This is a genomic window from Salinimonas lutimaris, assembly GCF_005222225.1.
GTDB lineage: Bacteria > Pseudomonadota > Gammaproteobacteria > Enterobacterales > Alteromonadaceae > Alteromonas > Alteromonas lutimaris.
In genome coordinates, this window is the sequence record NZ_CP036536.1 from 1243861 (window position 1) to 1256639 (window position 12779).

At 49.4% G+C, this 12779-nt stretch carries 11 protein-coding genes; 5 read left to right on the forward strand and 6 right to left on the reverse strand.

The window, feature by feature from the left end; all coding sequences use genetic code 11:
* Positions 1–575 precede the first annotated feature (575 nt).
* The 6 genes from EZV72_RS05240 to EZV72_RS05260 all read right to left on the reverse strand — a co-directional run bounded on the left by EZV72_RS05240 (position 576) and on the right by EZV72_RS05260 (position 6791).
* The gene (locus EZV72_RS05240; RefSeq protein WP_137166250.1) at positions 576–1073 is read right to left on the reverse strand and encodes a hypothetical protein; all 498 of its coding nucleotides are present in this window, start codon (positions 1071–1073) and stop codon (positions 576–578) included.
* A gap of 140 nt (positions 1074–1213) precedes the next feature.
* Positions 1214–1366, reverse strand: coding sequence for a hypothetical protein (locus EZV72_RS18405; protein WP_175405048.1), 153 nt, complete (start codon positions 1364–1366; stop codon positions 1214–1216).
* Positions 1367–1441: 75 nt separating this feature from the next.
* Positions 1442–2998, reverse strand: coding sequence for a serine hydrolase (locus EZV72_RS05245; protein WP_137166251.1), 1557 nt, complete (start codon positions 2996–2998; stop codon positions 1442–1444).
* A 20-nt stretch (positions 2999–3018) separates the two neighbouring features.
* Positions 3019–3765 carry an SDR family oxidoreductase gene (locus EZV72_RS05250; protein ID WP_175405049.1) on the reverse strand — a complete coding sequence of 249 codons (747 nt, stop codon included), beginning with the start codon at positions 3763–3765 and terminating at the stop codon, positions 3019–3021.
* Between the two features lie 9 nt (positions 3766–3774).
* Positions 3775–4353, reverse strand: a complete 579-nt coding sequence (locus EZV72_RS05255) for a thymidine kinase (protein ID WP_137166253.1) — start codon at positions 4351–4353, stop codon at positions 3775–3777.
* Positions 4354–4526: 173 nt separating this feature from the next.
* Positions 4527–6791, reverse strand: coding sequence for an acyl-CoA dehydrogenase (locus EZV72_RS05260; protein ID WP_137166254.1), 2265 nt, complete (start codon positions 6789–6791; stop codon positions 4527–4529).
* 257 nt (positions 6792–7048) lie between these two features.
* On the opposite strand from EZV72_RS05260, the gene EZV72_RS05265 reads away from it, so the two are divergent.
* From EZV72_RS05265 to EZV72_RS05285, 5 genes are all read left to right on the forward strand, one after another.
* Positions 7049–9358, forward strand: coding sequence for an efflux RND transporter permease subunit (locus tag EZV72_RS05265; RefSeq protein ID WP_137166255.1), 2310 nt, complete (start codon positions 7049–7051; stop codon positions 9356–9358).
* Positions 9348–10157, forward strand: a complete 810-nt coding sequence (locus EZV72_RS05270; RefSeq protein WP_137166256.1) for an outer membrane lipoprotein-sorting protein — start codon at positions 9348–9350, stop codon at positions 10155–10157. Before EZV72_RS05265 ends, EZV72_RS05270 begins: the two co-directional genes overlap by 11 nt.
* Before the next feature lie 4 nt (positions 10158–10161).
* Positions 10162–11370: a hypothetical protein gene (locus EZV72_RS05275; RefSeq protein ID WP_175405050.1), complete on the forward strand. Its 1209-nt coding sequence runs from the start codon at positions 10162–10164 to the stop codon at positions 11368–11370.
* A 33-nt stretch (positions 11371–11403) separates the two neighbouring features.
* Positions 11404–11952: an outer membrane beta-barrel protein gene (locus tag EZV72_RS05280; protein WP_137166257.1), complete on the forward strand. Its 549-nt coding sequence runs from the start codon at positions 11404–11406 to the stop codon at positions 11950–11952.
* Between the two features lie 70 nt (positions 11953–12022).
* The gene (locus EZV72_RS05285; RefSeq protein WP_137166258.1) at positions 12023–12280 is read left to right on the forward strand and encodes a DUF3081 family protein; all 258 of its coding nucleotides are present in this window, start codon (positions 12023–12025) and stop codon (positions 12278–12280) included.
* Positions 12281–12779: the final 499 nt, after the last annotated feature.

Genomic DNA, 12779 nt, shown 5'->3' on the forward strand with positions numbered 1-12779 from the left:
TCTCGTTAACAGCTTGGCTGAGGTAAATACAACTTCCAGCTAGTGGTATTCATCCATGAAGCATCGTCCAGCCGCACATCCATGTGCGTCGTTCAGTCAGCTGCGTCATGCCACCGGCATAACGGTCTGCCTTCACCCCCGCGAAAGCGGGGATCTCGTTAACAGGCTGGCTGATGCAAAAGAGTATTAAAGGTCGTCATGTTCCAAGGAGATCCCTGATAGTCCTTCGGGCTTCAGGGATGACGGGTGATATTGCGTCGTCCCGCGAAAGCGGGGATCTAGTTAACAGCTTGGCTGAGGTAAATACAACTTCCAACTAGTGGTATTCATCCATGAAGCATCGTCCAGCCGCACATCCATGTGCGTCGTTCAGTCAGCTGCGTCATGCCACCGGCATAACGGTCTGCCTTCACCCCCGCGAAAGCGGGGATCTCGTTAACAGCTTGGCTGAGGTAAAAGAGTATTAAAGGTAGTCATGTTGCAAGGAAATCCCTGATAGCCCTTCGGGCTTCAGGGACGACGGGATTATTATTGCTTAGCGCCTTCAGACTCATAGGCCTGAACGTAAAAATCACCTACCAGGTAAAGAACATTGAGGTGGTTTGTGCAACACGCTTAAGGGCGGCAATATCCTGCTGTGACCAGGTCACCGCGCTGCCGGTAGCCTCACAGCAAATAACGCCAAGCGGGCTCAGATCGTCGTGAAATACATAATCGAGCAGGGAGTGAATATTGTTAGGCTTGAAGTAACCTTCGGTAAAACACAATGTATCCGGATTGCTGCGGGCGTCAGAAGCCACCACCACATCGTTTTTCAGCACAGCATCAAAGTACACAGGAAAGTCGTCCTGCCTGAGGACCAGGTTATCAGGTACATGAAACACCTGATTCTCATACAGGACCAGACAGGTGATTGCCGTTTTTTCCGGATTGAACTTCCATAAAGTTATCCGGTTGGCTTTAGGGATGACGTAGTCAACACACCGGCAAATTTCCCGGTGTTTACTCATTTTCGCCAGAGTAGTTTTACTTAACGCAAGCGTTAACTCGGTAAAAGGGTCGGTGGTTACCATTTAACTTACTACCAGTGAATAAAGAACGACAAGCCATCTTGATGGCGGTTTGATGTGTTCTGATACTGTAGCAAACTTGGTCTATTTTAGAATTTAGCCATTAGTATAATGTGTATCGCTGCCAGCGCTCGGCATATCATTTATCGAGCGCTGCGCCGATCACTGCTGACAGGCATCAGACTGCAGACCTGATCGCCATAATAATTATTGGTGTAGTTGCACACCATCGCAGCGCGCTGCTGCTGAACTTTAGAAAACCTGTTGAATAAATACGCTTTTACTTTTTTCGCCATAACCATCGCTCCTTATTGAGGTCTCTGATTATGGAGTACTTCTGGTTTTCTTAAAAATGATTAAAAGTAATCATCTTAATTGTATTTTTTGAATAAAAAGTCTTTCCAGGCATGATGCTTATCTGCCGGCAGGATAAACGGACTAACGGTAAACCGGTCAACAGAATGATGGCTGTTGTCGGTGAAGGTCAGAATCACCGGCGATTCTGCACCTTTATCCCAGGTTACTGAAAAGGCATCTTTATCCAGCGCGGTCAGCTTTCCGGTTAATGCCGGCATTTTTTCACTGGCGATGTATAGCCCATCCTCGCGCTGTGTAATAGTCATTTTACCCATGGCGACATCCACATAGGTGCCAGTGTAAGCGTCAGCCGGGCGACCGGTTTCGCCGCTGCCGGTGGCCGGGTGATGGCGCTTGTTCCAGCGCTTATCCCTGTCATCGGCAAACCCTTTAAAAGAAGCAACCCAGTCTCGCTGCTCATCCGGTGCCAGATAGTGTTTTAAAATAGTCTGCATAACCGCACCACGGGCGCCATAATGTGAGCCATTATTCATGATTACCGCACCGACCTTAAGCGAGGGAATAAAGGCCACATAGGTTTGATAACCTGACACCGTGCCGGTGTGCGATACGACTTTGCGGCCATTAATGTCACCCACCCGCCAGCCAATGGCATAGCCGGAAAACTGGGTGTCATTCCAGGCCTCATCAAGATCGCTAACCGGCAGGGCAACCTGCTGACGTACAAGCCATTGCTTTTGCTTTTTACTCACCAGCTGCTGAGTATCGTTCTCCCAGAAAGCCAGCCATTTGAGCATACTGTCCAGATTACAGGTCACAGCCCCGGCCGCATCGTAATTTACCGGTCCGGCACTGATTCGATTACGCGATACCGCAGTGAAGCCGGTTTGAGTTTTATAGGAATAACTAACCGCGGCATTATTCAGTACAGCATCGTCTACCCCTGAGCCATAACATTGCATATCCAGCTTAGAAAACACGTGCTCTTGCAGCGCTTCGGCATAGGTTGACTGGCGCTTTCGGGCAATAATCTCGCCTGCCACCAGGTACATCACATTGCTATAGGCAAACTGGGTTCTGAAGCTGTGAACCGGTTGCAGGTAGCGTAAATTATGAATAATTTCCCGGGTCGTGAATGTTGATGGGGCAGGCCAGAGCATCAGGTCGCCGGCTGCACCAGCCAGACCGCTTTGATGAATGAACAGGTCGCGAATACGAAACTCATGGGTAACCCAGGGATCAGACAATGCAAACTCTGGCAGATGATCCACCACTTTGTCGTTCCAGCTTATCTTGCCCTCGCTAACCAGCTGAGCCATTGCCAGCCCGGTAAATGCCTTAGAGGTGGAGGCCAGCCTGAACCAGGTGGTGGTATTCACCGGCAGATCCTGGTCTACATCACGCAGGCCATGACCGGCGGCATAGAGTGTTTTGCCGTCTACCACAATTCCCACCGCCATCCCCGGCGTATTGAAAGTCGCCAGTGCATCATCAATAACCTGCGGCAGCGTTGAAAGTGAATCCGGAAGATGATTGACAGGTTGCGCACAGACACCAGACAAGGTGCCACAAAATACAACAAGGGCACCACAAAGACGGGACAAAAGCATAAAACGTCCGAAGTAAAAAGTTAACTCATGCGGGATAACCAGGATAAAGGAGCCACCCGCAACACATAATGCATCACCGACCAGGGCCAGACCGGCACATAGCAATTGGCAGGTTCCCGGTTGATGGCTTTCACCAGCGCTTTGCAGCCAGTCTGGGTATCTACCATAAACGGTGCTTTTTTTACTTTCTCATTAATGGCCGAGCGAATAAACCCCGGATGTACCGTGGTGACTTTGATCGGAGTATCCATAACATCTATCCGGATCCCCTCAGACAAAGACGACAAGGCAGCTTTAGTGGCGGCATATACCGTCAGCGCCCGGCGAAACCCGCGTACCCCGCTCACCGAGGAAATGGTGACCAGATGACCGTAATTCTGGTCCCTGAATATTTCCATGGCGGCTTCGCACTGGGCCAGCGCCGATACAAAGTTAGTAATAGCAGTTTGCTTATTGGCCTCAAAATGACCGGTGCCAATCGATGCGCCTTTGCCCATACCGGCATTGACTATCACCCGATCCAGGCCATCCAGCTTATTCGAAAACTCCCGAAAAGCGTCAAAAACATCTTCATGGTCGTTTACATCCAGTGTGCGAATAACCACTTTAATAGAGCGATTAACGCTCAGACATTCCTGTTTTAACGATTCCAGATTGTCTGTACGACGGGCGCACAATCCCAGATTGTGGCCTTTTCTTGCAAATTCCAGAGCCATTCCATGACCCAGACCAGAGCTTGCTCCGGTAATGACGATTGAGCGACGCATTATATATGGTTAGTCCCAAACCAGTTGTTTAAAATGCTTACGGCACATTGACTCATACCGATCGTTTCCGCCAATTTGAACCTGATCGCCGGCGGTCACTGCTTTACCTTCATCATCAAGCCGAACCACAAAGCTGGCTTTACGCCCGCAGTGACACACAGTTTTCAGCTCAGCCAGTTTGTCGGCCCAGGCCATCAGATAATGGCTTCCTTCAAAGGTTTCACCTAAAAAGTCGGTTCGCAGGCCGTATGCCAGCACCGGAATATCCAGTTCATCCACCACTTCAACCAGTTGTCGAACCTGCTCTTTGGTCAGAAACTGCGCTTCATCAATAAAAATGCAATCCAGTGGCTGATGCCGTTGATGGTTGAATATAGACTGATAAATATTGTCTTCACTGCGATACAGCTCAGCGTCTGCCTGCAAGCCAATTCGTGAACTGACTTTGCCAACCCCGAAACGATCGTCAATCGCTGCGGTAAATATTACTACATTCATGCCGCGCTCGCGGTAGTTGTAGGCAGACTGAAGCAACGACGTGGATTTTCCGGCATTCATTGCCGAATAATAAAAATAAAGCTGGGCCATAATGGTTATCTTTTTTGTGATTATTTCTAATAAAGCGCGGCTATTGTAACTGACTTAGCCGGGAAAATCCGATCCCTGCCACTTATTGCTATGCCAAAGCGCAGGGCAAAAAAAAACAGAGGCCGAAGCCTCTGTTTCTATTTAAGAGAATAGTGGGTAGTGCGCGCTAGGAATCAGGCAGCGTCCTGACTCTTCACCGCTTTTGGCTTGGTTGCGCCTGGCAGAGTTTCTTCTGCCGACAGCAGCTCCATGTCGAAGGTAAATTCATCTACCCGCACAGCCAGTTTGCGTTTTTCGTTGTAATCATGCAGAAGCTGCGCTTCGGTGGCATTAATTACGCCTTTTTCCTGCAACTTGTTCAGTGCATTTTCAAACGACAGGAACGGTACAACCGGCTCCTTACGCAGTGCTTTTTGCACTTTACCCAGCAGGTGCGCTACTGCATGCTTGGCTTTAAAGGCCTGTTCATTGATGTCGTTACCGTCACCAGGAATCACTTTAACCAGATGCGTTAGCTGATCCTTCACACTGGTATCCTGCATCGCAGCGGTCGCCAGTTCAGTGACCAGTTTGTCCGAAATGGCACTGACACTGTTGCTGTAAGTGTTTGTCAGAGCACGCATCAGGCCGCGGGTCGCTGTATTCGGGAAGTTGTTGATAAAGTCAACAATTGCCTTTTCAGCCTGCGCCAGTGACCACTGAATCGCATAGTCAAAGTAAGGACGTGCCAGCTGGCGGTCTTCAATGCGCTGCTCGTAAAAACGAACCGCCGCCATTGCGCCATACAGGTAGCTCATCACATCACCAAGACGGGCTGACAGTAATTCCGCTTTTTTCAGGTCGCCGCCCAGTACCGCCAGTGATAAGTCGGCCAATGGAGCCAGCTTTGCTGACAACGCGTTGATCCGCTTTTCGTACTTACGTACTTCTGGCAGAGCCGAGTCAGCACTGCGCAGGAACGGCAGGTAGCTCTTACCAAAGCTGCGTACAGAGTTTTTCACACTGAAACTGACCGTTTTACGCAGTACCTTGTTAAATTCAGCATCCGCGCTGCTGTCATCACTGTGAATCAGGTCAACCATCTCTTTCAGATACGGGTGACAGCGCATTGCGCCCTGACCAAAGATCATCAGGTTACGGGTCAGAATGTTTGCCCCTTCCACGGTGATCGCAATCGGAATGGCGCTGTAGCCACCTGACAACGTATTTTGTGGTCCGCGCTGAATGGCTTTACCCGCCTGAATGTCCATCGCTGAGTTCATCACATCACGACCCAGTTCGGTCATGTGGTACTTGGCAATAGCGGTAACCACTGACGGTTTCAGCCCCAGGCCCAGACCTTCAGTTGTCAGTACACGCATGGCTTCAAGCAGGAATGTTTTACCTGCAATGTCAGCCATTTTGCCCTGAATACCTTCAAAGCGACCAATTGGCAGGCCAAACTGTTCACGCACAAAGCTGTACTCAGACGCCCCTTTAAATGCCGCCTGCGCAGTAGCTACGCCCATTGCCGGCAGAGAAATACCACGACCCGCACCCAGACAGCTCACCAGCATTTGCCAGCCGCGACCAATGTTCTTCTGGCCACCAATGATAAAGTCCATTGGAATGAACACATCTTTACCACGGGTTGTACCGTTATAAAAACGCTGGCCCATCGGGTCATGACGGTTACCCAGTTCTACACCCGGGTGTGACTTAGGCAGCAGGGCACAGGTAATACCCAGCTCTTTTTTGTCGCCCAGTAAACCGTTTGGATCAAACACTTTAAAGGCCAGACCCAGTACGGTCGCAATCGGCGCCAGCGTAATGTATCGCTTGTCCCAGGATACCGACAAACCAATCACTTCTTCGCCGTTCCACTGACCTTTGGTCACAATAGCGGCATCAGGAATACCGCCAGCATCCGAGCCTGCTTCTGGGCTGGTCAGGGCGAAACAAGGAATATCTTCGCCTACAGCCAGACGCGGCAGGTAGTGGTCTTGCTGGGCCTTTGTGCCATAGTGCATCAGCAGCTCGCCCGGGCCTAATGAGTTAGGCACCATTACGGTTACGGCAATCGCGCCGCTTTTAGCCGCCAGTGTGGCAACAATAGTTGAGTTAGCGTAAGGGCTGAACTCAAGGCCGCCGAATTTTTTAGGAATAATCATGGAGAAGAAACGGTTCTTACCCAGAAAATCCAGCACTTCTTCAGGAATGTGCTTGCTGTTTGACAGTTCGAAGTCGTCAATCATACCCAGCAGTTCTTGTACCGGGCCATCCATAAAGGCTTGTTCTTCTGCGCTCAGCTGAGCTTTAGGGATTGCACGTAATGCATCCATATCAGGCTTACCCTGATAGATAGAAGACTCAATCCAAATGTCACCAGCGTCCAGTGCTTCCTGTTCGGTTACAGAAATTGGTGGAAGAACTTTTTTCAGGCTTTTTCTAATACTCATGTTAACTCATCCGCTCATCTGACCAGTTGTTAAAGTGAATATTACCGCAAATTTTCAAAAGATCAAATCTCAGTGAGAATTTTGTTAACTTTCTTACCAAAACTTAACCTTGCTGCGGTTAGTTATCGCAGGGTATACGGGCGCTGCAGCAAAATGCATACGGCAAAGAGGAAGAAAATACCTGACTGTCTTATACTAATTGCGAAATTCCCGATACACTGTTGGCGTTTAAAAAACCATTAAAGGTATTAAAATCAATGCAAAAACTGCCCGGCTGGATGAAGTGGTGTCTGCATTCACCAAAAAAAACACTCTTCCTGTTTCTTATCATGTGTGTCGCGGCCAGCATTGGCGCGTCGAATCTGTATTTTCGTGGTGATTACAAAGTTTTCTTTGAGCCAGACAATCCTCAGCGTCAGGCGTTTGAAGATATGCAAAATATCTTCAACAAAAGTGAAAACGTATCTTTTCTGGTGGTGCCCAGACAGGGCAAAATTTATCAGTCTGATACCTTTAAGCTGATTCGGGAGCTGACCGAGGAATCCTGGCAGCTGCCGCTGTCTACCCGAGTAGAGTCCATATCGAATTATCAGCACACGTATTCACAGGATGACGACCTGGTGGTGACTGACCTGATTAATGAGGGGCAGTACGGTCAGAAACACATTCGCTGGGTGCGCAATGTGGTGGAAGATACCCCGGAGGTAAACGGCCGTCTGGTGTCGGATAACCGGGATATGGCAGTGATCAATGCCACCATTCAGCTGCCAGATGGTGACCAGACCAAAGAAGTCATTGAAATAGCTGATTATGCCCGGCAGCTGGAGCAAAAGTACGAAAGTGCGTATCCCAATCATGATATTTACCTGACCGGTATGGTCATCATGAACGATGCGTTTGCTGTGGCAGCGCAGGATGATGCGCAAACCCTGATTCCGCTGATGTTTGTGGTGATTACGGTCATGATAGCCTTATTAACCCGCTCAGTGGTCGCCGCGCTGGGCACACTGGCGGTGGTGGGTTCCTGTATTGCTATGACCATGGGGCTGGCTGGCTGGGCCGGACTTTTCCTGAGTACGGCCACCGTGAATGTACCCACTATGGTGATGACGCTGGCGGTGGCAGACTGCATTCATGTTATTGTGAGTTATCGCCAGTTTGCCCGCCATGGCATGGCCAAGCACGAAGCACTGGCTGAAAGCCTGAAGGTAAATACCAAGCCGGTTGTGATTACCAGTGTGACGACAGCCATCGGCTTTTTAATGCTGAATTTCTCTGCGGTACCGATCCTGGCCGACCTGGGTAACATGACGGCGGTGGGCGTAATGCTGGCATGTCTGTTTTCACTGACCGTATTGCCTGCCATTATTAATGCCTTGCCTTCGCGCATTCCACAGCGCACCAATGAAAAGACCAACCGGTTTGCCAGTGCCGGTGACTGGATCACAGAACGTCACCGCAAAATTTTGCCGCTTTCAATATTGGTTGTGGTCATTACCTGTGCTTTTTCGGCAAACAATGTCCTCAATGACGTGGCTGTGAAGTATTTTGGTCATCAAAGTACATTCCGTCAGGCGGTGAATGTGCAGGAAGACAAAATGGGCGGTATGTCGAATATCGATTTTGTGATTTATACCGACAAAGATTATGGCGTGACCGACCCGGCAGTACTGGGCAAAGCAGAAGCGCTGTCTGACTGGCTCAAAAAGCAGCCAGAGGTGAATCATGTGACCAGCTTTACCGACACCATGAAACGCCTGAACATGAATATGAACGGCGATGATCCGGATGCCTTTGCACTGCCTGAAACCCAGGAAATGGCCTCGCAGTATCTGCTGTTATATGAAATGTCGTTGCCATACGGCCTGGATATTAATAATCAGATTGATATTAACAAGTCGTCGATGCGGGTTATTGCAGTACTGGATAACCTGGGGAGCAACGAGTTTACGGCTTTTGAGCAGCGCGCTAATGCCTGGTTTGCCCAGCAGGCCCCCGAACTTCGGCTGGAAGCTGCCAGCCCGCCGCTGATGTTTGCGCATATTGGTTCACGTAATATGCAAAGTATGGTTTGGGGCACTATTCTTGCTTTAGTGCTGATATCCGGCCTGATTTTCATTGCTTTGAAATCCTGGAAGCTGGGACTGGTCAGCTTGCTGACAAACCTTATCCCGGCAGGGATTGGCTTTGGTGTCTGGGGCATGTTGTCAGGTGAAATTAATATGGCGTTGTCGGTGGTGCTCAGCATGACGATGGGGATCATTGTCGACGATACGGTACACTTTTTAACAAAATATAAGCTGGACCGTGAGCAGGGCAAGCAAGCAGTGGAAGCAATACGGTATACATTTGCCACCGTTGGCCAGGCGCTGGTGACCACCACACTGGTGCTGGCGGCTGGTTTTGGCATATTAATGCTGTCCAGTTTCAGGCTGAATTCTGATATGGGCACATTGACGGTCATCATTATTATTGCTGCATTACTGGTAGATTTACTATTCCTGCCAGCATTTTTGATGTGGCTAGGTAAAAACAGGACACAATCCAGAGGTACGCATGAAGCATAAATTACGTCCCCTTAGCAGCTTATTACTTTGCGCAGCCGTGGCTTTGTCGGCACCGGTATTGGCCGATGAACAAACCCAGGCAGAAGGTTTACGTATAGCCAAAGAACGTAAAGCGCAGGATACGGGCTGGGACAACAGTGAAGCCGAAATGAAAATGATTCTGCGCAACGCCCAGGGTCAGGAAGCTACCCGGGAGATTCGGGTGAAGTCACTGGAAATGCAGAGTGACGGCGACAAGGCGCTGACCATTTTTGACTCGCCCAGAGATGTGAGCGGCACCGCTTTTTTAAGTTTTTCACATCCGATGGATGCTGACGAACAGTGGATTTATCTGCCTGCGATAAAACGGGTCAAGCGTATTGCATCACGCAATAAGTCAGGCCCGTTTATGAGCAGTGAATTTGCTTTTGAAGACATGACGTCGTTTGAAGTTGAAAAATTTAGCTACGACTTCTTGCGCGATGACGTGTATAAGGGCGATGATGTTTTTGTTGTTGAACAGACCCCGGAAGATGAATTTTCCGGCTATTCAAAACAAATTGTATGGGTAGACAAAGCCCATTACCGGGTTCGTAAGGTTGAGTTTTTTGACCGTAAAGACGACCTGCTAAAAGTTCTGGAGTTTGATGAATACACCCAGTATGAAGTAGAGGGAAAGACTTTCTGGCGTCCTCATCGTAGTAATATGTTTAATAAGCAAACCGGTAAGTCAACGGAATTGGTGACTGAAGAACTCAAGTTCATGCAGGGCCTGGAAGAAAACGACTTCGATAAAAACAGTTTGCGCAGAGCACGTTAATTACATGATTAAACCAAGCCTGATAACCGCGGCAAGCCTGAGTCTTGCTGCTTTTTCTGCCCACGCCGAGTTTGAAGTGGACGTTGCAGGTAGTGCCTCAATTGAAGGACGCTACTTTTTGCAGGATCCTACTTATCCTCAACAGCCGCGCACCCAAAGCTCAGTGGCCATAGAACCTGAATTTTATACCGAGTGGAACAACGGCCAGGACAGTTTGCTGGTTAAGCCGTTTGCCCGGTTTGACGCGCAGGACAGCAAACGCAGCCACAGTGACCTGCGGGAGTTTCAGTGGCTGCACGTTGACGACAACTGGGAAACCCGTATTGGTGTTGGCAAAGTGTTTTGGGGGCAGACGGAGTCTTTGCACCTGGTTGATATTGTTAACCAGACAGATTCGGTAGATCAGGTTGATGGTGAGGAAAAGCTGGGCCAGCCCATGGTGAACTTTACCACTTACGGAGATTGGGGCACGCTGTCTGCGTTTGTGCTGCCTTACTTTCGTGAGCGGACCTTTTCTGGCGAGGATGGCCGGTTACGACCGCCTGTACCGATTGACGGTGACGGCGCCATTTATGAATCTGATGCAGAGCAGCACCATGTAGATTATGCGCTGCGCTATCAAAATTCATTTGGTGACTGGGAAGTGGGGTTATCATACTTTGACGGTACCACCCGGGAGCCTGAGTTAACCGTCGTACAAACCGACAACGGCATGATGGAGTCGGTGGTGCCATATTATGCTCAGATTCGTCAGATGGGCGTTGACCTGCTAAAGGTGCAGGGCTCCTGGTTACTCAAATTTGAAGGCATTTACAGAACCGGACAAAGCGAAGATTTTGGCGCGATGGTAGCCGGTTTTGAGCGCACCAGCGTGGGGGTGTTTGGTACCAGCCAGGACCTTGGCTTTTTGATGGAATATCAGTTCGACGAACGGGATGATAACTTTTTTGCCACCGGGCAAAATGACCTGATGGCCGGTGTTCGCTGGTCGCTTAATGATATAGACGGCACCGAGATGCTGGCCGGTTATGTTCAGGATCTGGAACATTCCGGCACTTACAATGGCTTTGTAGAGGCATCCAGCCGCATGACCGATAACTGGCGCTGGAAGGTGGATGCATATTTCTTCTCATCAGATGAAGTCAATGAAGACACCTTCTGGTTTATGCGTCGTGACGACCATGTTCAGGTCACACTGGAATACTTTTTTTAAACACTCTTTCTTCCATAAAGGCGATAGGATTACATGAAGAAACTGGGATTATTAGCGCTAACCGCAGGGTTATTAAGCCTGCCGGTACAGGCAACGGACAAAATGTACGGCGTAGTAGGTAGTGGCTATGGCGATGCAGAATATGGCAATGGTGAGGTAGGCAGCGCTAATCTGTTTATGGGGCTAGGACACCAGTTCGCGCCGAAATGGTATGTGGAAGGCGGCTATAAGCGCCTGTTTGATGAGACCGAAGACAACACCAACCTGAAAGCCGACTCTTTGTATCTGGCAATTTTAGGCAAGGCAGCCAATCAATATGGCGAGCTGTACTACAAGCTAGGCGTGGTCAGTGCTGATATCAGCGGTAAGCAGGTGGTTACCACAGAAGGCTGCGCAGCCGGTGAACAGTCCGGTGTATTTTGCGAGTATGACGATGGTGTGTTGGGGGGGCTGGTTGGCCTGGGCTTTGATATGAATATTGCCCGCAATAGTATGTTACGTTTTGAATACGAATATATTGGCGGTGAAGACGATTTAAGCGTCAGCCAGTTTAACATCGGCTTCAGATATAACTTTAATTAAGCGGTCAATGTAATCCAATCAGTCAGCTGGTTGGTATGAATATCAAAGTTATCAAAAGGTGCTGATATTCATGAGAAATGAGTTGGACAATAAGTTTGTGTTACGGGTGTTCGACAAAATCCGTCAGTTCGGAACAAAAGATGATGACCGGTATCGGTTAAACGGTATCACCGCATTTACCGATATGGACGGCTATACCTTGTTTGTGGAAGATCCAAAAGTAAAGCTGCAATACGGCTTTCATAACCAGTATCACTACGACTATGACTCACAAAGCGATGTCGACAGTTTCGAGAAAAAACTGAAAGAGATCGACAAAGAGTACTAGTAACACCAATCCGTTGTCCCGGAGGCACGTAGTGCAAACCGGGACCTCCCCGGAAATTGCGCGTCGTCCCTCGACCGCGCTGCAGCAATAATAATCCCGTCGTCCCTGAATCGCGCAGCGATATCAGGGATCTCCTTGAAACCTGACTACGTTGGTTTAAAGCATCTCTCTCGAGCCAAATTCCACTTGCTCTCAGGCTGTTTTGCATCAGCCAGCCTGTTAACGAGGTCCCCGCTTTCGCGGGGACGACGGAATAAAGCTCGTCGTCCCTGAATCGTGCAGGGCTATCTGGGGTGAAGGCAGACCGTTATGCCGGTGGCATGACGCAGCTGACTGAACGACGCACATGGATGTGCGGCTGGACAATGCTTCATGGATGAACACTACTAGTGGCAAGTTGTATTTAATCAGCCAGCCTGTTAACGAGGTCCCCGCTTTCGCGGGGACGACGAAATAAAGCTCGTCGTCCCTGAATCGTGCAGGGCTATCTGGGGTGAAG

What these genes read in the sequence shown, in the direction of transcription:
- EZV72_RS05240 (WP_137166250.1), bottom strand. Translation starts at nt 1,073, where the DNA reads ATGGTAACCACCGACCCTTTTACCGAGTTAACGCTTGCGTTAAGTAAA.
- EZV72_RS18405 (WP_175405048.1), bottom strand. Translation starts at nt 1,366, where the DNA reads ATGGCGAAAAAAGTAAAAGCGTATTTATTCAACAGGTTTTCTAAAGTT.
- EZV72_RS05245 (WP_137166251.1), bottom strand. Translation starts at nt 2,998, where the DNA reads ATGCTTTTGTCCCGTCTTTGTGGTGCCCTTGTTGTATTTTGTGGCACC.
- EZV72_RS05250 (WP_175405049.1), bottom strand. Translation starts at nt 3,765, where the DNA reads ATGCGTCGCTCAATCGTCATTACCGGAGCAAGCTCTGGTCTGGGTCAT.
- EZV72_RS05255 (WP_137166253.1), bottom strand. Translation starts at nt 4,353, where the DNA reads ATGGCCCAGCTTTATTTTTATTATTCGGCAATGAATGCCGGAAAATCC.
- EZV72_RS05260 (WP_137166254.1), bottom strand. Translation starts at nt 6,791, where the DNA reads ATGAGTATTAGAAAAAGCCTGAAAAAAGTTCTTCCACCAATTTCTGTA.
- EZV72_RS05265 (WP_137166255.1), top strand. Translation starts at nt 7,049, where the DNA reads ATGCAAAAACTGCCCGGCTGGATGAAGTGGTGTCTGCATTCACCAAAA.
- EZV72_RS05270 (WP_137166256.1), top strand. Translation starts at nt 9,348, where the DNA reads ATGAAGCATAAATTACGTCCCCTTAGCAGCTTATTACTTTGCGCAGCC.
- EZV72_RS05275 (WP_175405050.1), top strand. Translation starts at nt 10,162, where the DNA reads ATGATTAAACCAAGCCTGATAACCGCGGCAAGCCTGAGTCTTGCTGCT.
- EZV72_RS05280 (WP_137166257.1), top strand. Translation starts at nt 11,404, where the DNA reads ATGAAGAAACTGGGATTATTAGCGCTAACCGCAGGGTTATTAAGCCTG.
- EZV72_RS05285 (WP_137166258.1), top strand. Translation starts at nt 12,023, where the DNA reads ATGAGAAATGAGTTGGACAATAAGTTTGTGTTACGGGTGTTCGACAAA.